Origin of the sequence: Solibacillus sp. FSL R7-0682 (assembly GCF_038005985.1) — a bacterium.
Lineage (GTDB): Bacteria > Bacillota > Bacilli > Bacillales_A > Planococcaceae > Solibacillus.
The window spans coordinates 2,842,100-2,863,039 of record NZ_JBBOUI010000001.1 but is presented as its reverse complement, the minus strand read 5'-3'; the positions used below and the strand labels follow the sequence as shown (position 1 = coordinate 2,863,039).

Here is a 20,940-nt window from a genome sequence, read left to right as displayed (position 1 = left end):
TAATTACCCATATATAAAATTGGACGGAATGTGGTGAACGATTTGATGCCTGTTAATCAAAAGCAAGAAGAACAAAACGAACGTATTATTCGATTACTTGAGCAACAACTAGCTCAGTCAAATCGACAAATAGAAGCCTTAACAGAGCAAGTTCGCCAATTAACAAAAGCGTTATATGGCTCTAAATCGGAGAAAGCCAAGTATCAAGCTCCTGATGGACAAGTCTCTTTATTTGAAGACGATCCGTCTTTTAATGAACCTGAGCAGACAGAAGAACAAAGCACCGATACGGTTAGTTATACGGTTACTCGTAAAAAGACAAATAAAAAACGAAATGATTCGTTTCGTGAGGATATTGAAATTGAAGAAATTCATCATCACCCAGCCAACTTAGCTTGTGAGTGTTGTCAGGGGGAAATGGTAGAATTCAGTTCTACGTTGATACGTGAAGAGGCGAAATTCATTCCAGCTTCCCTGAAGCGCGTGCAGCATTTTGAACATGTGTATGAGTGTAAATTGTGTAAAAACGATGCCCTACGAAAAGCTCAAATTAAACGTGGTAAAGCACCACAAGGTGCTATCCAAAGAAGCATTGCTGGCCCAACTGTTTTGGCCAAGCTTATCTACGATAAGTTTATTCAGTACTTGCCTCTTTACCGTCAGGTAAATGAATGGGAACGCCATGGCCTACATACAAACGATAAAAATCTTTCCAATTGGGTAATACGTGTGGCAGAAGATTGGCTTCAACCACTTTATGATTTGATGAAGCAGCTATTAACGGCAAAGTCTGTACTGCATATCGACGAAACCTATGCACAAATAATCAAGCGTTCTGATGGAAAGCCAGCTCAATCAAACGCTTTTAATTGGGTATGTCGCAGTGTACAAAGTGAAGGCCCTATTATCGTTTTATTTAAGAGTGCTCTTTCTCGAGGGCGAGCTATATTAGAAGATTTAATTAAGGGATTCAAAGGCACTGTCATCTGTGATGGGTATTCAGCTTATGGTCAATTACCGCACGTTCAATTCGCCAACTGTTGGGCGCATGTACGCCGTTATTGGCTAAAAGCCGATAGTAAGAATGGCCGAATAGGCGTGCAATATTGCGATCGGTTGTTTCATATCGAGCGTCAAATCAAACATCTTTCAGCGGAAGAGCGCGTGAAAGCTCGTCAACAAGAAGCAAAACCGATTGTCGATGAATTTTTCGATTGGATTGATCGTTCGCCTTTCTTCGGCAAAAATGCTATTGCGAAAGCAGCTGAATATACATTAAGCCGTTCATCTGAGTTAAAAGTTTTCCTTGAAAATGGGGACGTTGCTATTGATAATAATCCCGCTGAAAATGCGATTCGTCCAAATGTCATTGGTCGCAAAAACTGGCTTTTCTCTGTGAGTGAAGCAGGTGCGAAAGCGAATGCCATTTGTTTAAGTTTGGCCGAAACAGCCAAAGCAAACGGAATTGATTTTTATCAGTATCTGGTAAAGCTGATGACGGAATTACCTAATGTCCCGTTTCATCAGCAACCAGAGATTTTACATAATTACATGCCTTGGTCGGAAAATATTCAAGCCACATGTGCAAAATAGCCAGCTATCTGAAAAAAATTTCAGATAGCTGGCCGATCGTCGTGCGTACCGTGAAGGTGCGCTATTTTTTTTATATTTCGGGCTTACTATCTATTGAATCTATAATACTGAATATATTTTTAGAAAATAGTAAAATAATAGCTAACAAATAAATTAGAGATGGGCTTATTGGACAACCTCTTATTTTTTGCATATTCTAGTTTATATAGGGTAATAATAACTAATGGATTGTTGGGGTGTTTCAATGGATTTAACTATATTAAAAGAAAAGTTTGAAAAACTAACAGTAGTAAAAGTTCCAAACGCAATTATTGGGGATATACGAAAATTCAAAAATTACGATCCGGCACGTATTATCCATTACGAATTAATAGAAAATGAAATGTGCATATATATGGAAGAAAAGAAGCGATTAGAAGCGATGGAGGAATTTAAAAGTACTATTGAAGCGTTACAATTTGAAGTGGAGAGAGGCGTTAGCCCAGAAACTGAATCTTTTCTGTCTTTTCGATTTGACTCAGCTTTGACGAATTTTATTTTTGTTGTGAAAAAGGAACTATTTGAACGAGATATAACAGCAGAGATGATAGAAAAAAGTATTGTTGAGGATGCATTAAAATATCAAATATATAGTGGTAAACCAATTGGTGTTCACGTATATTATTATGATTCTGAAACTAATAATTTAATTAAAGAGTGTAGTTATCCAGAAACTAGCCAAAGATAGAGGGTGTTTTATTAAATTGAGATATGTTGTGATAGTTGCTTTTGTATTACTTTTATTATCCGGTTGTATAGAGCAACAATTAAATGAGGATAACTTAGGAGAATCGAAAATTGCTATTGAAATTCCTTCTGAAATTGTACAGCATTTCGGATCTTTGAATATCGAACAAAAAGTGGAAGACGTGAAGAAAACGATTCACTCAGATGGTCTAATTACGATCACTTTAAAAGAAGCTCAATTTAATCAAATTTCTCAAGTAACTGAGGAGCAGTTGCGACAGTATTTGGAAATGACAACGGCTAAAGAAAGTAATGGGATTCATAATATTGAGATGAATAAAGATTATTCGGAATGGGCTATTATTGTCGCAAATAAGAGTATCATTGGGACAGAGGGATTTGAACTTGCCGAAGAATTACTTATTAAAAATGCACTTACTTACCAGCTTGTTAATCGCCAATTACCAGCAGTTAAAATACGTTATTTAACAGATTCAAATAAATTGCTAAATGAAAAAGTAATTGAAACAAATTTTGCATATTCTGATGAATAAATTGATTTGTCTGATATTTCATTGAATATAAAAAGCGTGATAAAATGGAGAGGTACGGACAACTAATATAAATTAAAGGGAGTAATTAATAATGACACAAAATTATGCGGCAATGATCGATCACACTTTATTAAAAGCAGAAGCTACTAAAGGCCAAGTGCAACAAATTTGTGAAGAAGCAAAACAATACGGCTTTGCATCTGTTTGTGTGAATCCTACTTGGGTGAAATTTAGTGCAGAGCAATTAGCAGGTTCTGAAGTGAAAGTTTGTACTGTAATTGGCTTCCCTCTAGGTGCAACTACTTCGACGGTTAAAGCATTTGAAACGAAAGACGCGATTGCCAATGGAGCCGGCGAAATCGATATGGTAATTAATATTGGTGCATTAAAGGATGCAAACTATGATTTAGTTCGCGATGATATTAAAGCAGTTGTTGATGCAGCAAATGGAACATTAGTTAAAGTAATTATTGAATCGTGCCTTTTAACAGATGAGGAAAAGGTTAAAGCATGTGAACTTGCTGTTGAAGCTGGTGCTGATTTTGTGAAAACATCAACAGGCTTCTCAACTGGTGGAGCAACTGCTGAAGATATCGCTTTAATGCGCAAAACAGTAGGACCTGACATCGGTGTGAAAGCTTCTGGTGGGGTGCGCAGCTTAGAAGATATGAAGTTAATGGTTCAAAATGGTGCAACACGAATTGGTGCATCATCAGGGGTTGCCATTATGAATGGATTAAAATCAGATTCTAACTATTAATTCAATAGTTTTTGTTGACTCTTATATGATGATACGATATACTACTTTAGTACACATTAACTAGATGTTAATGTATGTATGACGTGTGTTCGGAGGGAGGGAAAGAGAGATGTCAAAAACTGTCGTTCGCAAAAACGAATCGCTTGAAGATGCTCTTCGTCGCTTCAAACGTACTGTATCAAAATCAGGTACAATTCAAGAAGTTAGAAAGCGCGAGTTCTACGAAAAACCTAGCGTAAAACGTAAAAAGAAATCAGAAGCTGCACGTAAACGTAAGTGGTAATTTCCCTATAAAAACCCTACGTTCATAACACGCATTTTTATGATTTAACTGAGCAGACAAATGATATAACCTACAAATTACTTCGGTAGTTTGTGGGTTATTTGCATTTTATGTATAAAAAATTGTTTGTTTAGAATGAAATTAAGAAAAAACTTGAAGTATAGAGAAAATATTTAATAAATCATGCATTTTAACGTATAATTTAGAGGAGGGAAATAAATTAATCTTAAATGATAAAAAAGTTTTATTTTATTGAAACCTTTTAACAAGTAAATCGTATAACGGGTATACATAAAATTTAGCTCTTTCAGGAAAACGGCCTGCCTTTCTAACAGAAGAGAAGAATATCCTATTCAGTCGATGTTTCTAAACATACTGAAAACTTAACACCTCGGGCAAAATATGACGGATTCAAAGGGTAGGGTGTTTTTGAAGAGTTTGATTAATTTAACTGATGCTGATTTGGAGGTGAATTTATGAAAAAAGCAAAACGAATTAGTTGGTTATTTTTGTTAGCGCTATCTTTTTTGCTTCTTGTTCCATCGATGCCTGTCTTTGCAAAAGGGAAAGTTTATGAAATCACTATTGATAATGAAATTGAAATGGGCTTACATGAGTATTTAAAGCGGAGTATTAATGAAGCAGAAGAAGCAAAAGCGGATGTAATCATATTAAACATGCATACACCTGGTGGTTCGATAGATGCCGCAGTTAAGATCGGTAAATTGCTTGATACAACCCAAATACCAGTAGTTGCCTTTGTTAATACAAATGCAATTTCTGCAGGTGCATATATAGCATTACATGCGGATGATATATATATGATGCCTACCGCAACAATGGGTTCAGCAGCTCCGATTACATCATCTGGTGAGAATGCAGGTGAAAAAGTAGAGAGCTATTGGTCTGGAGAAATGAAGGCTGCTGCAAAAAGCTCTAGTCATAATCGAGATCCTATTTATGCTGAGGCAATGGTCGACAGTGGAATTGATTTGCAAAAGCTAAATAAGCCAGTTGGGAAACTCTTGACCCTTACAGCAGAAGAAGCATTTAATGTTGGATATTCTGAAGGTACTGTTCAATCCTTTGAGCAATTACTCGAAGAATTAAAATTTGAAGGTAGTGAAGTTGTTTCAATTGAGCAAACATTTGCAGAAAAATTAGCAAGATTTATTACGAACCCTATAGTAGTGCCGATATTACTATCGATTGCGAGTATAGGATTAGTTGTAGAACTATATTCTCCAGGATTTGGGGTGCCGGGTATGATGGGGTTATCTTCATTAGGCTTATTCTTCTTTGGTCACACAGTTGCTGGATTTGCAGGCTATGAGTCATTAATTTTATTTGCGATTGGTTCCTTATTGATAATAGCCGAACTCTTTATTCCAGGAGGTATAATTGGAATAATAGGTGGCGTTTTGGTTATAGCAAGTCTGCTCTTTGCAGGAGAAAGCTTCACTTATATGGCTTATTCGGTGTTATTAGCAATTATAATTGCAGGTATAGGAATGGTGATCTTAATGAAAATCTTCGGCAAAAAGTTGCACATGTTTAATAAGCTTGTATTAAAGGATGCAACGACAACAGAAGAAGGGTATGTATCTAATGCAAATCGCATCGAATTGATTGGGAAAGTTGGCAAAGCATTAACGCCATTACGTCCGTCAGGTACAGTTGCTGTCGAAAATGAACGACTAGATGTCGTGACAGAGGGTAGTTATATTGATGCCGGTAAAACGGTTGAAATTATAAAAGTAGAAGGCTCACGCATTGTTGTGAGAGAAAAATTACAAAAAGGTGGAGAAGTAGAATGATTGATGCAGCAACAATTTCGTTAATTATTGCGGTAGTAGCAATATTCTTAGTTTTAGCAGTATTCTTCACATTTGTTCCGATTGCACTTTGGATTAGTGCATTAGCAGCAGGTGTAAGAGTAAGTATTTTTACATTAATTGGGATGCGCTTACGTCGCGTAATTCCGTCACGTATTGTGAACCCGTTAATTAAAGCACATAAAGCAGGTATTGACGTATCGATTAACCAATTAGAATCTCACTATTTAGCGGGTGGTAACGTAGACCGTGTTGTAAATGCTTTAATTGCCGCACATCGTGCAAATATTGAGTTAACATTCGAGCGTGCTGCAGCAATTGACTTAGCAGGACGTGACGTATTAGAAGCAGTTCAAATGTCGGTTAACCCGAAAGTAATTGAAACACCGTTCATTTCAGGTGTAGCGATGAATGGTATCGAAGTAAAAGCGAAGGCACGTATTACCGTTCGTGCAAACTTAGATCGATTAGTCGGTGGTGCTGGTGAAGAAACAATTGTAGCACGTGTTGGTGAAGGTATCGTATCAACATTAGGTTCGAGTGAATCTCATTCAAAGGTTTTAGAAAACCCAGACTTAATTTCTCAAACAGTCCTTTCAAAAGGCTTAGACTCTGGAACAGCCTTTGAAATCTTATCGATTGATATCGCAGACGTTGATATCGGTAAAAACATTGGTGCCGAGCTTCAAATTGAGCAAGCGCAAGCAGATAAAAACATCGCACAAGCAAAAGCAGAAGAGCGTCGTGCAATGGCCGTAGCAAGTGAGCAAGAGATGGTAGCAAAAGTACAAGAGATGAAAGCAAAAGTAGTAGAAGCAGAGGCAGAAGTTCCGATGGCCCTTGCAGAAGCATTACGCTCTGGTAATTTTGGCATTATGGATTACATGAATTATAAAAATATTCAAGCAGATACTTCGATGCGTGATTCCATTTCAAAAGCTTCAACTAACGACAAGCCAGACAACACGAACAAATAATCGGGGGAAAGGAGTGAGGACTAAATGGAAGGGATTATTATTATGATCGTCATGTTTGTTTTAAGTTCTTTATTTAACAAAGGTAAAGAAGAGAATAAGAAACAGACAAAGCAAATGCCACCATTTAGCAGTCAACCTGCTCCTCGCCAACAAGAGGTTCGAAATGAACAGCAAAGCCGTCCGAAAACATTAGAAGACTTTGCAAATGAAGTATTTGGTCAGCTAAATGAAAAATCAAAGCCTATGGATAAAAAGGTTGAAACACCTGCTAAAATTGAGGTTGAACTCCCTAAACCTGCGCCTGTTCGAGAATTAGCTGAGCGTAAGTCTATGCAGGAGCACCTTCAAGAAAGATCTTCATCTCGTGGATTGACAGAACGTCCGATTGCTCAAATTATTAAAAAGCAAGAGGAAGCTACATTGAATGTAGTACCGTCCAATCAGCGTGAATTAATGCGGGCGATCGTCATGACCGAAATATTAGGTCCGCCAAAGGCTAAACGTAAATAAAAAATACTACCTATTTTCACTGAAAATGTGAGGATAGGTAGTTTTTATTTTATAGTGAACATAAATTTTTGTGATAATTCCTAAAGATATAATTAACAAAAGAATTAGAGCTAAATAATAATACATGCCCTCTTTAAATGTTGCATATAGTATCGCTAAAGGGGGATTTTATTGAAGAAATTATTTCCAACGAATAGTTCATTGCAAATTAAGCCATTTGAACAAATAAGGTATTATGGGAAATATGAGCTTGAGGCGGTTTCAAAGGAGCATTACCAGTGTATTTTACAGTCTCATCGCCTTCAAATAGTGGGAGAAAATATAGAGGTACAGCATTTGCTAGACGATGGCTTTTTAGTTTCTAGTTCTTTACTACATAAATTGGTTATTGAGCGGATTGAAAAATGAAATCAACGAATCGAAGAATGGTTACTATTTCTGTGAAACAAAGTGCTACTAGTTCTAAATTTCTACAAGCGTTACGAAATGAACAAATCCCATTATATGGTGTTCGTTTTCAAGGAGAACAAATTAACTTTCAAGTGGCATATCATCATTTAAGTGTAGTGAGACAAGCTAGAAGGAAGTATCGTGTCAAACTGACGATTGAATATGTATTTCCGAATCGGATTTTACAAAGGGATCTGGTGACATTGATTGGAATGTTAGTATTATTAGCTATTCCAATATTTTTAACTCAGTTTATTTGGAAAGTTGAAATTGAAGCAAGTACAATAGAGCTTGAAGATGAAGTGGCAGAATTTTTAGAAAAGGAATTAGCGATTCAAATGCCGATGCGTCGACAATCTTTTATTGAGGACAATGCATTACGTCAGCGGATAATGGAAAAGTTTCGACTATTTTCGTGGATACATATAACAAAAAAAGGGAGTTATATTACAATATCACCACAACTTGCACCAAAAATTGAAAATAAAGAACAAGCACTTAAAGAACAGCATTTAATTGCCTCGAATAGCGGTGTTATTACGCATTTTCAAATAAGCCGTGGGATTCGGAAAGTTGAACCGAATATGACGGTGTATGAGGGAGATACGCTTGTATCGGGTGTATTAATGCATGGCGATCAATATGTTATTGTGGGAGCAGAAGGAGAGGTATTTGCAGATTACTGGCTTGAAACAACATTTTCCATACCTAAAAAAATAGAAATGGAAGCATTGGTCGATTATGGATGGGAGTATGGAGTTAATTGGGATCAATTAAAGCAAGTATGGCAAACTAAATCATTTGAGCCGATAAAATCCTTTGTTAGTAAGTCTCCTTACCGAATGTTTGAGAAGAAAACGGAAACTATAAGTGAAGAAGATGTCGATTCAATTGTTCTCCCTTTACTCCATGAAAAAATGATTCGTTCATTACCGCTTAAATCAACGATAAAATCCGAAAAACTTTTGCACGTCTACACCGATGATGATACAGTTAAAGGGAAAGTCCTGTTTTTGGTAAATGAAAATATCGCAAAACCACATCCAATTCACCAAGGAGAATGAGTATGACTGAAAAATTTGTAGAGCTCCAAATCGATAATCCAAATGAAGCAGTGATGCTTTTAGGAATGTCTGATGCTAATATAACTTTAATCGAAGAAACTTATGGTGTACAAATTATTACCCGTGGCGAAGTTATTCAAATTGCCGGTGAAGAGCATGCGAACAAAAATCAAGCATATTTGGTGTTAGAAGCGCTGCTTAAGGTCATTCGAAAAAATATTAATATTGATCAACGTGACGTCGCAACAGCAATAGAGATGGAGAGTAAAGGAACAATCGAATATTACGCAGAGCTGTATGATGAAGAGATAGCCCGAAATACAAAAGGCAAACCAATTCGCGCAAAAACAATTGGACAACGCGAATATATTCGTGCAATTCGTCATAAAGATTTAATTTTTGGAATTGGTCCTGCTGGTACGGGGAAAACATATTTGGCTGTTGTTATGGCGACGCAGTCATTAAAAAATGGGCATGTAAAGCGCATCATTCTTACGCGCCCAGCAGTAGAAGCAGGGGAGTCTTTAGGTTTTTTACCCGGTGACTTAAAAGAAAAGGTTGATCCTTACTTACGCCCATTATACGATGCCCTTCACGATATTTATGGGCAAGAACAAACTCAACGTTTAATCGAACGGGGGACTATTGAAATTGCACCACTTGCTTATATGCGTGGTCGTACATTAGATGATGCCTTTGTAATATTAGATGAGGCTCAAAATACTACCCATCAACAAATGAAAATGTTTTTAACGCGTTTAGGCTTTGGTTCGAAAATGGTCATTACTGGTGATAAAACACAGATTGATCTCCCAAAAAATACGGAATCTGGGTTAATCATTGCTGAACGCACATTAAAATATGTAAAGGATATCCATTTTCAAATTTTAGAGCAAGGCGACGTAGTAAGACATCCACTAGTAGCAAAAGTCATCCAAGCATATTCGGATCAAGAGCTCTAGTCAATTGATACATTTCAAGCTTTCAATTCTTATCATAAGGGTTGAGAGCTTTTTTATGGATTCGAGACACGTGTAGATAATTATTTAAAAAACATACGTGCTTTTATAAACAGAGCGCAGTAAATTTGGTAGAATAATAATTATAGAGATGGAGGTGCCGAATGATAGAAAAAATTAAAAAGCTAATCCAGTTAATAAGTTTCCGTACATTTTTAGTTATAGTGCTTTTACTTACGGCATTGTTACAGTTCTTTTTAATGTTAGATAATGTACGCGGTGTTACATATGATATCCAGTTAACTGAGCTGTCACCCGAAACGATACGCTCGGTTAAAACGATTGAAGATACAGTAAAGACAGAGCTTGAAAAAGATGATGCAGAGGAATCTGTGGAGCCTGTCTATGTTCTGAACGAAGACATACCAAATCAACGAAAACTGTTTGTGACGACGATTTTTGATATTGTTTTAGACGTGAAGAAAGAAATTGCTGCCGAGGAAGAAATTTCGCCAACAGAAGAAGTGACGCTTTTACGCACAAAATTAAAAGATATAGTAGAAAATCAACCAACTCTTGCATTTTCAGATGCTCAGCTTATGAATTTATTAGCAGCTACAACTTTGCAAGTAGAAGTTACAAGAAATACATTAACGAATTTAATCGAGACGAATTTAGAGCGTCCGTTACGTAAAGATAACGTTACCTCTTACCGTAATGAAATCGAAAATAAAATTCGGCAACACGCAGGGATTTCAGAAAATTTAATGAGTATAGCTGTAATGATTGGTCGTGCAGCAGTTGTTGAGACTGAAATTTTAAATGAGGAAAAAACGGAGCTTGCGAAACAGCAGGCTAGGGCATCTGTAGAGCCTACGCGTATTTTACAAGGACAAATTATTGTACAAGAGGGCGAAGTTGTTACGCGTGAAATTTATCGTCAGCTTGAGTTACTAGGAATGCTAGACAATAAAACATCGATTAAACCAATCGTAGGCTTATTTATATTAATTTTTTTACAAATGGTATTTCTATTTACGTTGTTTGATCGCTCGAAAAAGGAACTATCTAAAAAGCGAAATGAATTACTCGTAACTGTTATTGTTTATGGAATTTCTCTAGTTACGATGAAGTTAATTGGCTTAATTGCATCTAATTTTGATGTAATGCTTGCATTTGTCTATCCAACTGCAATGGCAACAATGCTCGTACGTGTTTTGGCGAATGATCGTGCTGCAAGCGTAGTGACGGTGTTATTAGCAGCTTCAGCAGGGATTATTTTCCACGAAGGCTATGCGGCTGTATTGCAAATGGATGCAGCACTCTATATTATATTTGGCGGTTTCGCATCAATTATTTTTATGCGAAGTTTAGAGAAACGTGCAGATTTCTTACAAGCAGTAAGTATTGTAACGCTAGTGAATGTAACATTTATCACTTTTTATTTACTCATGGCACAGTCAGGTTATGGCATAAAAGAAATATCGTTTTATATTGTAGCTGCTATTATTTCTGGTTTGCTATCAGGTGCATTAACGATGGGCCTATTACCTTATTTTGAATCAGCATTTGGTTTATTGTCTACATTAAGATTGATTGAGTTATCCAATCCAAATCACCCGTTATTAAAGAAAGTTTTAACGGAAACACCTGGAACGTATCATCATAGTATTATGGTGGCGAATTTAGCAGAAGCTGCGTGTGAGGCAATAGGTGCGGATGGCTTGCTTGCACGCGTTGGCTGTTATTATCATGATGTTGGAAAAACACGCAGACCAATGTTTTTCATCGAAAATCAAATGGGAGCAAATCCACATGATTCTATGTCGCCGGAAAGTAGTGCAGAAATCATTATTGCACATACAACAGATGGTGCAGAGCTGTTACGTAAGCATAAGATGCCGCAAGAAATTATAGATATTTGCTTACAGCATCATGGTACAAGCGTTTTAAAATTTTTCTTGTTTAAGGCAAAGGAAGAAGGGAAACGACTGGATGAAAGTGTATTCCGTTATCCAGGTCCTAAGCCGCAGACAAAGGAAGCTGCAATTATTAGTATTGCAGATAGTGTAGAGGCAGCTGTACGCTCAATGCATCAACCGAGTGCAGAAAAGATTCAAAAGCTTGTACAATCGATTATTCAAGATCGGGTACAGGATGATCAATTTGATGAATGTGATATTTCATTAAAGGAATTAAAAATTATTGAAGATGTATTATGTGAAACATTGAATGGGACGTTCCACTCGCGCATTGAATATCCAAAGTAACTAAGGAGGGAACAGTATGTTATTAATTGATTTTTTAGATGAAACAAATGAAGTGCAAGATTCACATATTGAATTAGTAGAAAAACTACTACAACACGCGGCTCTACACGAAGGAATTGAGGATGGTTCGGAAGTTTCGATTACGTTTGTAACAAATGAAGCTATTCACGAAATTAATCGTGAGTATCGTGATAAGGATCAACCGACAGACGTTATTTCCTTTGCTTTAGAGGAATTAGGTGAAGGGGAAGTGCAAATTATTGGCGAAGGGATTCCTCGTGTTCTTGGGGATATTATTATTTCGACAGATCGAACGAAAGAGCAGGCTGCAGACTTTGGTCATACATTTGAACGTGAACTAGGTTTTTTAGCAGTGCATGGCTTTTTACATTTGTTAGGCTATGACCATATGACCGAAGCAGACGAAAAAATAATGTTTGGGAAACAAGATGCAATTTTAGAATCATACGGCTTAGGTCGTGACACAAATGAACGCTCGTAAATTTATCAAATCTTTTCGTTATGCAATGCAGGGGATTGCGACAGCTACAAAAGAGCAAAATTTACGATTTCATCTATTGAGTGCAATCATAGTTATTATTGCAGGTTTATTAACAGACCTAAGTAGAACAGAGTGGGTTATAATTACCCTTGTCATTGCACTTGTTATAGGGGCTGAGTTGTTTAACACCGCAATTGAACGTGTGGTTGACTTAGCTTCCCCTCAAATTCATCCGTTAGCAAAGCAGGCAAAGGATATTGCGGCAGGTGCTGTACTTGTATTTGCGGGGGCAAGTGTTATAATCGGACTACTCATATTTTTACCAAAATGGTTTTCATTTTAAACTGAGGGGGAAAATCCATGAACATGGAGCCATTACTAGCAGAATCAAAAATTGCACGTGAGAGAGCATATGTACCTTATTCAAAATTTAAGGTAGGGGCAGCTTTACTGGCAGAAGACGGAAAAGTATACCACGGATGTAATATTGAAAATGCAGGATATAGTATGACAAACTGCGCTGAACGTACAGCTTTTTTTAAAGCGATTTCTGAAGGCGTAATGAATTTCAAGGCGATTGCTATTGTAGCAGATACACCAGGACCATGCTCACCATGTGGGGCATGTCGCCAAGTAATGGCAGAGTTTTGCACACCAGAAATGCCCGTATATTTAACAAATATGAATGGGGACGTGCAAGAAACAACGGTAGCAGAACTTCTACCTGGCGCTTTTAAAACGGAGGATATGAAAAATGCAGGAAAATAAAGACTACAAATCGGGATTTGTCTCAATTGTGGGACGTCCGAATGTAGGTAAATCAACATTTTTAAACCGTGTAATCGGTCAAAAAATTGCGATTATGTCAGACAAGCCACAAACAACACGAAATAAAGTACAAGGTGTATTAACACAAGAAAATTCACAGACAATTTTCATCGATACGCCTGGTATTCACAAGCCAAAGCATAAGCTTGGTGAATTCATGCTAAAAACATCTCGTAATGCATTAAAAGAAGTGGACGTTATTATGTTCATGGTCAATGCAGAACAGGCAATCGGTAAAGGTGACGAATTTATAATTGAGATGCTTGAAGGGAATAAAACACCTGTCTTTTTAATTATTAATAAAATTGATTTAATTCACCCAGATAAATTAGTAGAGATTATTAATTCTTATAAAGATAAATATGATTTCGCAGAGATTATTCCGATTTCCGCGCTACAAGGAAACAATGTGGAAAATCTACTTAATACGATTGAAAAGTACTTACCAGAAGGACCACAATACTACCCAGCGGATCAAGTTACAGATCACCCGGAGCGATTTATTATTTCGGAATTGATTCGTGAAAAGGTGCTTCATTTAACGCGTGAAGAAATTCCTCACTCGATTGCTGTTGTAATTGACCGAATTAAACCACATGAAGAAAAGGAAAATATGATTCATGTACAGGCGACAATTATGGTTGAACGTGATTCACAAAAAGGGATTGTAATCGGTAAGCGCGGAGCATTATTAAAAGAAGTTGGTTCACAAGCGCGAAAAGATATCGAAATGTTACTAGGGTCAAAAGTTTATTTAGAACTTTGGGTAAAAGTTCAGAAAGACTGGCGTAACAAGCAAACACATTTACGTGATTTTGGATTTAGAGAAGACGAATATTAATTATTTTACAGATGTGGCTGAAAAATGTCGCATCTGTTTTAATTTATCTTGAATAAATCGCTTGATTTGTTACTATTTTATAAGGGAATAATTTACAAGTACTAATGATGGGGTAGGTGAAGTGTTGAACTCGTTAAATAAATTCTTGCTAGGACTGTGGATCGTCTCACTTACTGTTTTAATTTTTGTCGTATTAAATATAGATAAGCAACCAAATATTGAAATGGTAGAGGGGAAAGAAATTAATCCGAATCCGAATCCAAATGAACAACAAATACAAGTTAATCAGCAACTAGAAGAACCACTAGAAGTAACTCAGCCTGTTAATGCTGTGCAAGAGGAACCGAAAATTATGAAAGAATCTGTGCGGCTGGCAATGCTAGGAGATATACTCTTACACTTACGACTCGCACAATACAAGGATTTTACGTCTTCATTTAAATTTGTATCTCCGATCATGCAAAGCTATGATTATTTAATTGCCAATCAAGAATCCTTGCCAGTCGGAAATAAATATGCATTAAGTGGTTATCCACAATTTTCTAGCCCACCTCATATTATTCGCGATATGCAAAATGCAGGGGTTGATATGGTTACGATAGCGAATAATCATACAGTTGACAAAGGAGAGGGTGGCGTTCGAACGTTATTTGAAAATCTCGAAAGCTACCATATGCCTTATGTAGGGGCTTATCAATCAAATGAAGATGCAATGCAGCATCGCGTTATAGAACTTGGATCAATAAAAATTGGAATGCTTGCCTATACGTACGGAACGAATGGCTTATATTTACCGAAAGGCTCCCCTTTCATTATTAATTATTTTGATGAGGCGAAAATGACAGCTGATATAGAACGATTAAAAAAAGAAGTGGATGTCGTAGCTGTTTCGATGCACTGGGGAACTGAATACGTAACACACGAAAACGACTACCAGCGTCATATGACAAATGTATTAAATCAAGCAGGGGCAGATGTTGTATTTGGTACACACCCCCATGTTCTACAGCCTTATAAGAGGGTAGTAAATGAGCAAGGACACGAAACGCATGTTTTCTATTCCTTAGGTAATTTCTTCTCAACAATTTTAATCGTTCCTGACACGATGATTGGTGGAATAGGTAGCTTAGAAATTACAAAAGAAGGGGAAACTGTATCAATTGGCAATCCACAATTCGATGCGACAACTGTATTAAAGGATTCAGATGGTATTTATCGTATTTATCCTTTAAAGGACGTGGAAGATCGGGCTGTACAAAATTTGCAATGGGTTAAAACTGTTTTAGGCGAGGAAGTCACTGTTTATTAGACGCAAGATTGTGATTTCTATTGTATAATAAAGATTACGATAGAAATAAAGGAAGTGCGAAGATGCTACATAAATGGGAAGGCATCGTATTAAAAGCGCGTGCGTATGGTGAATCGAATAAAATTGTTACCCTTATGACACGTGAAGCAGGCAAAGTTGCATGTATGGCACGTGGAGCAAAGAAGCCGACAAGTCGTTTATCAGGTGTCACACAGCCGTTTATGCACGGCTCTTTTTTAGTACAGCGAACAACTGGAATGGGTACGATGCAACAGGGAGAGCATTTTAATGCGATGCGTCATATTCAAACAGATATAATGGCAACGGCCTATGCTAGTTATATTGTTGAAATAGTGGACCGACTTGTGGAAGAGGGGAATCCAGAGCCATTTGCATTTGAAGTGTTAATTCAAGCATTAAATGCAATTGAAGAAGGCTATGACCCTGAGGCAATTGCGTTATTTGTAGATTGGAAGATGTTACCCTATGCAGGTATTCAGCCAATTTTACATGCTTGTGCTGGGTGTGGTGCAGTCGACGGTGAGTTTGCCTTTTCATTTTCACAAGGGGGGTTTTTATGCCATCGTTGCTTCCATTTAGATCCATATATTATTCGTTTGTCACCAACTCAGCTTAAGCTAATTCGAATGTTTTATATGATGCCAATAGAGCAAGTTGGAAAATTAAATTTAAAGCCACAAACGAAGCAATTTATTAAAAAAATTGTGACGACAATTTATGAGGAACAAACGGGTATCCGATTGAAATCACGAAGCTTTATCGAACAATTAGAGCGTACGCCATTATTGCAGCGAGAACAAAAACAAGACGAGTGAAGTGATAATGGAATGGGCCAGTTTAGCGGGTAAACCGAATGACTGGCTTTTGTCATTTTAAGAAAGGAAGAGTAGTATGATTCAATTTGAAAATGAATATTTAACTGTGTTTCAAAGTGTGCTCTATCAAACAACGACAGCAATTGTTAAAACAGATGAGGCTATAATAATGACTGACCCTAACTGGCTTCCACAGGAAGTAGAGGAAATTCAAGTCTATATTGAGCAAATTATCGGACAACGCAAGCTTTATATTATTTATACCCATAGTGATTATGACCATATTATCGGAGCCGGCGCGTTTCCAAATGCAACAACCATTGCAACGAAGGCGTTTTGTGATCGCATTGATAAGGAGGCGGTACTACAACAAATCCATCAGTTTGATGCACAGTACTATGTAGAACGTCGCTATCCTGTTCTTTATCCTACAGTTGATATTGTAATTGAACAGGACGGGCAACAACTGCAGCTAGGGGAAACAATTTGTACATTTTATTTTGCTCCAGGACATACGAAAGATGGTTTGTTTACGATTATAGCACCCCTTGGTATTTTGCTAGCAGGTGATTATTTATCGAATGTCGAATTCCCGTTCGTCGAAAATGTAAATGAATATATGTCGACACTTCATAAAGTACAAGCATTATTTGATAATCATCAATTTTCGACACTCGTTCCAGGGCATGGTGCTACGACAGACGATGAACAGCAAATTATGCGTCGTATTCAACAATCGTTGGAATATTTAATTTTACTTCGAACAAATATGGACCTAGAACCAATGTTAAAGGAACGGTATCTTTTTTATAATGGACTAAAAGCAATGCACGTGCACAATAAAGCAACTATCTAGTTATAAAAAAGACGATACAAAATGTCTGGAAAGGTTTTGTATCGTCTTTTTATACTTAATCATTATTTATTGTTTCTAAGGCATTCATGCGTTCAAGCACACGACGCTTTCGATAAAGCATCATTCCTGCTTCTGCGATATCTTCAATCATAGATTTATTAATAAATGCTCCAAATAGCATACCTGCCACAGGAATCATTTGAAGTAACTTTTTCATACCGAAATTGTCTCGGTACGTATAAAACACTTCTTGCCATCCCTGTAGTTGGGATACCATGTTTTCGGAAGCTTTTGGCTGCTCAAAACTTTGTGCTAACTCCTTTAAAATCGCCTCTTTTCCGACAATATCAGAAGAAGCGAACTGTAAACATTTGACGATAAAAATACGCTCGTTTTTATTTTGAGGTTCATATCCATGTATAAATGCAATTTCTTGTAAAGTTTTTAAAGCAATACCTAATATCATAGGAATATCAATCGCTAACGTAAAAACCCCACCAAAACCAGTTGAAGCTCCTTGTACCGTAGCGATTTTTGCACGATTTTTTTGTAGCTTCTCACTTATTTCTACCATATCAGCTATTGGCATTTGTTTAATATCATCTAGTGTCGATATTGAATGCAATGTTTGCTTTTGAATATGCTGTAGCATTGCCTTTTCGCTCACTAAATATTTTCCACCTGTTTGAACATAGCTCACTAGTTCATCAATTAACGTTGCGATTTTTTCTTGGATGATCTTTGGTGTTAACTTATCTAATAATTTAAAGGGTAGACGACCAATTTTTTCCCAAAACCATAAGCCGCTTTGATCCTTTTCCCACTTTAGTATTGTTTGTAAATAGTTTTGTAATTGTGCATGAGATTCCACTACTGTGCCCCCTAAGTTTTTTCCTTGATAGCTATACGGAAAGTGGTAGGAAAAAGATTCATTTGTATCGATTATCAAGCGACCTATTCAAGCTGAGTAAGAATAGGCAGTAAATCTTCTTTTAAGCCTTCAAAAAAAGCCTGTTCTAAATTTAACAGTCGACGTTCTTGCTTTTTTTGAAAAAGTGCATGCATCACCTCAATTTTTTCTTTATGGAATCGGAAGTGGTGATTAAAATGCTCACGATGTGATTCCTCACTTAAATGCATGTAACCACGAATAGTTGTATAGAGCTGATTGTATTTTTTTGTTGCTAGCTGGTATGCTTCAGCACTAAAATTACCTAAACTCGTTGAAGGATTACAATTAAGGCGATAACAAGCTTGTGCTTCCTGGTACATTTCCAATTGATGATTTGCTGAGTAGAGTATATGATAATTTGCCCGGTGTTCAGGGCATTCATAATGGAGTACTGCTTTAACAAGTTCAACTAGTAAGTCATAAGTTTCTTTTTCCTTCGTAGCCTTATCTTTTAACTGAAAAAACATGTGCATACCTCCAAATTAAGTGATTTTTTAAAAATTATAACTTATTTTTGTTCATTTTGTTCATTTTGTTCTTTGTTACGAACAAAAATATTTAGTATGATAATGACAGTTTAGATATAGAAAGCGATGGTGGTAATATGAAGTATCAGACAGTTTTATTTGATTTAGACGGTACATTAGTCGATCCAAAAGAGGGAATTACAAAAAGTGTCCAGTTTTCTTTAAAAAAAATGGGTATTACAGTTGACACATTGCAACAATTAGAAGCCTTTATCGGCCCTCCATTGCAACTTTCGTTTAAGGAACTGTATGGTTTTTCTGACGGGCAGGCTGACGAAGCGATAAATTATTATAGAGAGCGCTATAAACCAATCGGGATTTATGAAAATACTGTATACGAAGGGATTATTCCTTTATTACAGCAATTAAAGTCTTCAGGCTGTCAATTAGCAATTGCGACATCTAAGCCAACTATCTTCGCTGAAAAAATTGCGGAACACTATCACTTTATTCAATATTTTGATTGTATCGTTGGGAGTGAATTAGACGGGACACGTACACTAAAGGCAGAAGTGATTGAGGAAGCACTTCGTCAATTAGGAAATCCTAAACTTTCAACATGTGTTATGATAGGAGATCGAAAATACGATATGATTGGTGCTCAGTCGAATACGATGGATTGCATTGGTGTCACTTACGGTTATGGATCAGAGCTGGAATTAAAGGAGACAAATTTGACGCAAATTGTACATACTGTGGAAGAATTACATAATAAATTATTAAAATAACGAAACAAAGAGGCTAGGACATAAGTAGAAAGCTTTTGTATTTTACAAAATTTGAATAATAAAAATAAATTTTAAGCGAATCAAAAAAATACAATTTTTTCTCTGAAGAGAAAAATTGTATTTTTGTTTTGTCTGGTTCTTTGTTTAATTAAAATTGTAAATGTTTTTCGATATATGCTTTTACTTCTGAAATAGGCATACGGATTTGTTCCATAGAGTCACGGTGGCGTACTGTTACTTGACCGTCTTCTTTAGAATCGAAGTCGTATGTGATACAGAATGGTGTACCAATTTCATCTTGTCGACGGTAGCGTTTCCCGATTGATTGTGATTCATCAAAATCTACAGGGAATGCTTTACGTAATTCTGCCCACACATCGCCAGCTTCTTCTGATAATTTTTTCGATAATGGTAAGACTGCTGCTTTGAATGGTGCTAAAGCTGGGTGGAAGCGTAATACCGTACGCTTATCATCACCTTCAAGCACCTCTTCATCATAAGCATCGCATAAGAATGCTAACGTTACACGGTCAGCTCCTAACGATGGCTCGATGCAATATGGTACGTAACGCTCATTTGTTACTGGGTCGATATATGTGAAGTCCTCACCAGAATGTTCCATATGTTGTTTTAAGTCGAAGTCTGTACGGTCAGCGATACCCCATAGCTCTCCCCAACCAAATGGGAAGCGGAATTCGATATCCGTTGTCGCATTTGAGTAGTGAGATAATTCATCTTCCTCATGGTCACGTAAACGCATAGAATCTTCTTTCATACCAAGGTTTAATAACCAATCTTTACAGAAGTTTTTCCAGTAAGAGTGCCATTCTAGGTCTTCACCTGGTTTACAGAAGAATTCAAGCTCCATTTGCTCGAACTCACGTGTACGGAACGTGAAGTTACCTGGAGTAATTTCGTTACGGAATGATTTACCAACTTGTGCGATACCAAATGGTGTACGCTTACGCATTGAACGTTGTACGTTCTTAAAGTTTACGAAAATACCTTGTGCTGTCTCAGGACGTAAATAAATTTCGTTTGAAGAACTTTCTGTAACACCTTGGAATGTTTTGAACATTAAATTGAACTGACGGATGTCAGTGAAGTCAATTTTACCGCAATCAGGACATGCTACTTCAAGCTCTTCCATTTTTGCCTTCATTTGATCAAATGTCATACCATCTACGATAATTTCTTTGCCAGTCTTCGTTAAAGAAGCATCCTCGATTAACTTATCTGCACGATGACGTGCTTTACAAGCCTTACAGTCAATCATTGGGTCGTTGAAGTTACCAACGTGACCTGATGCAACCCAAGCTTTAGGGTTCATTAAGATTGCTGCATCAAGACCAACATTGTATTCAGATTCTTGAACGAATTTTTGCCACCAAGCTTTTTTAACGTTGTTTTTTAATTCGACACCTAGTGGACCGTAATCCCAAGTATTTGCTAAACCTCCGTATATATCAGAGCCTGGGAATACAAAACCACGATGCTTTGCTAAAGATACGATTGTTTCCATTGATTTTTCTGCCATAAAAAATTCCTCCTAATTAAAATAATAAAGCACCCGTCTCCGG

Annotated in this window: 23 protein-coding genes; 20 read left to right on the top strand and 3 right to left on the bottom strand. The window is 36.9% G+C overall.

Annotated features, from left to right (window positions below; genetic code table 11):
• Positions 1–45: 45 nt before the first annotated feature.
• From tnpC to MKZ17_RS14480, 19 genes are all read left to right on the top strand, one after another.
• Positions 46–1,593 carry an IS66 family transposase gene (gene tnpC / locus MKZ17_RS14570; RefSeq protein ID WP_445326942.1) on the top strand — a complete coding sequence of 516 codons (1,548 nt, stop codon included), beginning with the start codon at positions 46–48 and terminating at the stop codon, positions 1,591–1,593.
• Between the two features lie 244 nt (positions 1,594–1,837).
• On the top strand, positions 1,838–2,320 hold the full coding sequence (locus tag MKZ17_RS14565) for a hypothetical protein (protein WP_340724456.1): 483 nt from the start codon (positions 1,838–1,840) through the stop codon (positions 2,318–2,320).
• A 28-nt stretch (positions 2,321–2,348) separates the two neighbouring features.
• Positions 2,349–2,873: an adenylate cyclase gene (locus MKZ17_RS14560; protein WP_340724455.1), complete on the top strand. Its 525-nt coding sequence runs from the start codon at positions 2,349–2,351 to the stop codon at positions 2,871–2,873.
• Positions 2,874–2,964: 91 nt separating this feature from the next.
• Positions 2,965–3,633, top strand: a complete 669-nt coding sequence (deoC, locus tag MKZ17_RS14555) for a deoxyribose-phosphate aldolase (protein WP_340724454.1) — start codon at positions 2,965–2,967, stop codon at positions 3,631–3,633.
• Between the two features lie 109 nt (positions 3,634–3,742).
• Positions 3,743–3,916 carry a 30S ribosomal protein S21 gene (gene rpsU, locus MKZ17_RS14550; RefSeq protein ID WP_004227078.1) on the top strand — a complete coding sequence of 58 codons (174 nt, stop codon included), beginning with the start codon at positions 3,743–3,745 and terminating at the stop codon, positions 3,914–3,916.
• 476 nt (positions 3,917–4,392) lie between these two features.
• The gene (locus MKZ17_RS14545; protein WP_340724453.1) at positions 4,393–5,733 is read left to right on the top strand and encodes an NfeD family protein; all 1,341 of its coding nucleotides are present in this window, start codon (positions 4,393–4,395) and stop codon (positions 5,731–5,733) included.
• Complete coding sequence (floA, locus tag MKZ17_RS14540) at positions 5,730–6,728, top strand: flotillin-like protein FloA (RefSeq protein ID WP_340724452.1); 999 nt, start codon at positions 5,730–5,732, stop codon at positions 6,726–6,728. The genes MKZ17_RS14545 and floA overlap by 4 nt, the downstream gene beginning before the upstream one ends.
• A 24-nt stretch (positions 6,729–6,752) precedes the next feature.
• Positions 6,753–7,238 (top strand): hypothetical protein, encoded by a 486-nt coding sequence (locus MKZ17_RS14535; RefSeq protein WP_340724451.1) that lies wholly within the window; start codon positions 6,753–6,755, stop codon positions 7,236–7,238.
• A gap of 171 nt (positions 7,239–7,409) precedes the next feature.
• Positions 7,410–7,646, top strand: coding sequence for an RNA methyltransferase (locus MKZ17_RS14530; RefSeq protein ID WP_340724450.1), 237 nt, complete (start codon positions 7,410–7,412; stop codon positions 7,644–7,646).
• On the top strand, positions 7,643–8,752 hold the full coding sequence (locus MKZ17_RS14525) for a sporulation protein YqfD (RefSeq protein WP_340724449.1): 1,110 nt from the start codon (positions 7,643–7,645) through the stop codon (positions 8,750–8,752). The genes MKZ17_RS14530 and MKZ17_RS14525 overlap by 4 nt, the downstream gene beginning before the upstream one ends.
• Positions 8,753–8,754: 2 nt before the next feature.
• Complete coding sequence (locus MKZ17_RS14520; RefSeq protein WP_340724448.1) at positions 8,755–9,714, top strand: PhoH family protein; 960 nt, start codon at positions 8,755–8,757, stop codon at positions 9,712–9,714.
• A gap of 161 nt (positions 9,715–9,875) precedes the next feature.
• Complete coding sequence (locus tag MKZ17_RS14515) at positions 9,876–11,981, top strand: HD family phosphohydrolase (protein WP_340724447.1); 2,106 nt, start codon at positions 9,876–9,878, stop codon at positions 11,979–11,981.
• Positions 11,982–11,997: 16 nt separating this feature from the next.
• Positions 11,998–12,483, top strand: a complete 486-nt coding sequence (gene ybeY, locus MKZ17_RS14510) for an rRNA maturation RNase YbeY (protein WP_340724446.1) — start codon at positions 11,998–12,000, stop codon at positions 12,481–12,483.
• Complete coding sequence (locus MKZ17_RS14505) at positions 12,470–12,826, top strand: diacylglycerol kinase family protein (RefSeq protein WP_340724445.1); 357 nt, start codon at positions 12,470–12,472, stop codon at positions 12,824–12,826. Before ybeY ends, MKZ17_RS14505 begins: the two co-directional genes overlap by 14 nt.
• Before the next feature lie 17 nt (positions 12,827–12,843).
• Positions 12,844–13,251, top strand: a complete 408-nt coding sequence (locus MKZ17_RS14500) for a cytidine deaminase (protein WP_340724444.1) — start codon at positions 12,844–12,846, stop codon at positions 13,249–13,251.
• Entirely contained in the window at positions 13,238–14,152 is a 915-nt protein-coding gene (gene era / locus MKZ17_RS14495; protein WP_340724443.1) for a GTPase Era, read from the top strand. Before MKZ17_RS14500 ends, era begins: the two co-directional genes overlap by 14 nt.
• Before the next feature lie 121 nt (positions 14,153–14,273).
• Positions 14,274–15,461, top strand: a complete 1,188-nt coding sequence (locus tag MKZ17_RS14490; RefSeq protein WP_340724442.1) for a CapA family protein — start codon at positions 14,274–14,276, stop codon at positions 15,459–15,461.
• A 62-nt stretch (positions 15,462–15,523) separates the two neighbouring features.
• Positions 15,524–16,297, top strand: coding sequence for a DNA repair protein RecO (recO, locus tag MKZ17_RS14485; protein WP_340724441.1), 774 nt, complete (start codon positions 15,524–15,526; stop codon positions 16,295–16,297).
• A 76-nt stretch (positions 16,298–16,373) separates the two neighbouring features.
• Positions 16,374–17,153: an MBL fold metallo-hydrolase gene (locus MKZ17_RS14480; RefSeq protein ID WP_340724440.1), complete on the top strand. Its 780-nt coding sequence runs from the start codon at positions 16,374–16,376 to the stop codon at positions 17,151–17,153.
• A gap of 55 nt (positions 17,154–17,208) precedes the next feature.
• Here the strand turns inward: MKZ17_RS14480 and MKZ17_RS14475 are convergent, their stop codons facing one another.
• Both MKZ17_RS14475 and MKZ17_RS14470 read right to left on the bottom strand, forming a co-directional pair.
• Complete coding sequence (locus tag MKZ17_RS14475; RefSeq protein WP_340724439.1) at positions 17,209–18,024, bottom strand: EcsC family protein; 816 nt, start codon at positions 18,022–18,024, stop codon at positions 17,209–17,211.
• An 83-nt stretch (positions 18,025–18,107) separates the two neighbouring features.
• Entirely contained in the window at positions 18,108–18,572 is a 465-nt protein-coding gene (locus MKZ17_RS14470) for a hypothetical protein (RefSeq protein WP_340724438.1), read from the bottom strand.
• Positions 18,573–18,709: 137 nt separating this feature from the next.
• Here MKZ17_RS14470 and MKZ17_RS14465 point away from each other — a divergent pair, with 137 nt between their 5' ends.
• The gene (locus MKZ17_RS14465; RefSeq protein ID WP_340724437.1) at positions 18,710–19,360 is read left to right on the top strand and encodes an HAD family hydrolase; all 651 of its coding nucleotides are present in this window, start codon (positions 18,710–18,712) and stop codon (positions 19,358–19,360) included.
• 148 nt (positions 19,361–19,508) lie between these two features.
• Here MKZ17_RS14465 and MKZ17_RS14460 read toward each other — a convergent pair whose 3' ends face one another.
• Positions 19,509–20,897: a glycine--tRNA ligase gene (locus MKZ17_RS14460; protein ID WP_340724436.1), complete on the bottom strand. Its 1,389-nt coding sequence runs from the start codon at positions 20,895–20,897 to the stop codon at positions 19,509–19,511.
• Between the last annotated feature and the right edge of the window lie 43 nt (positions 20,898–20,940).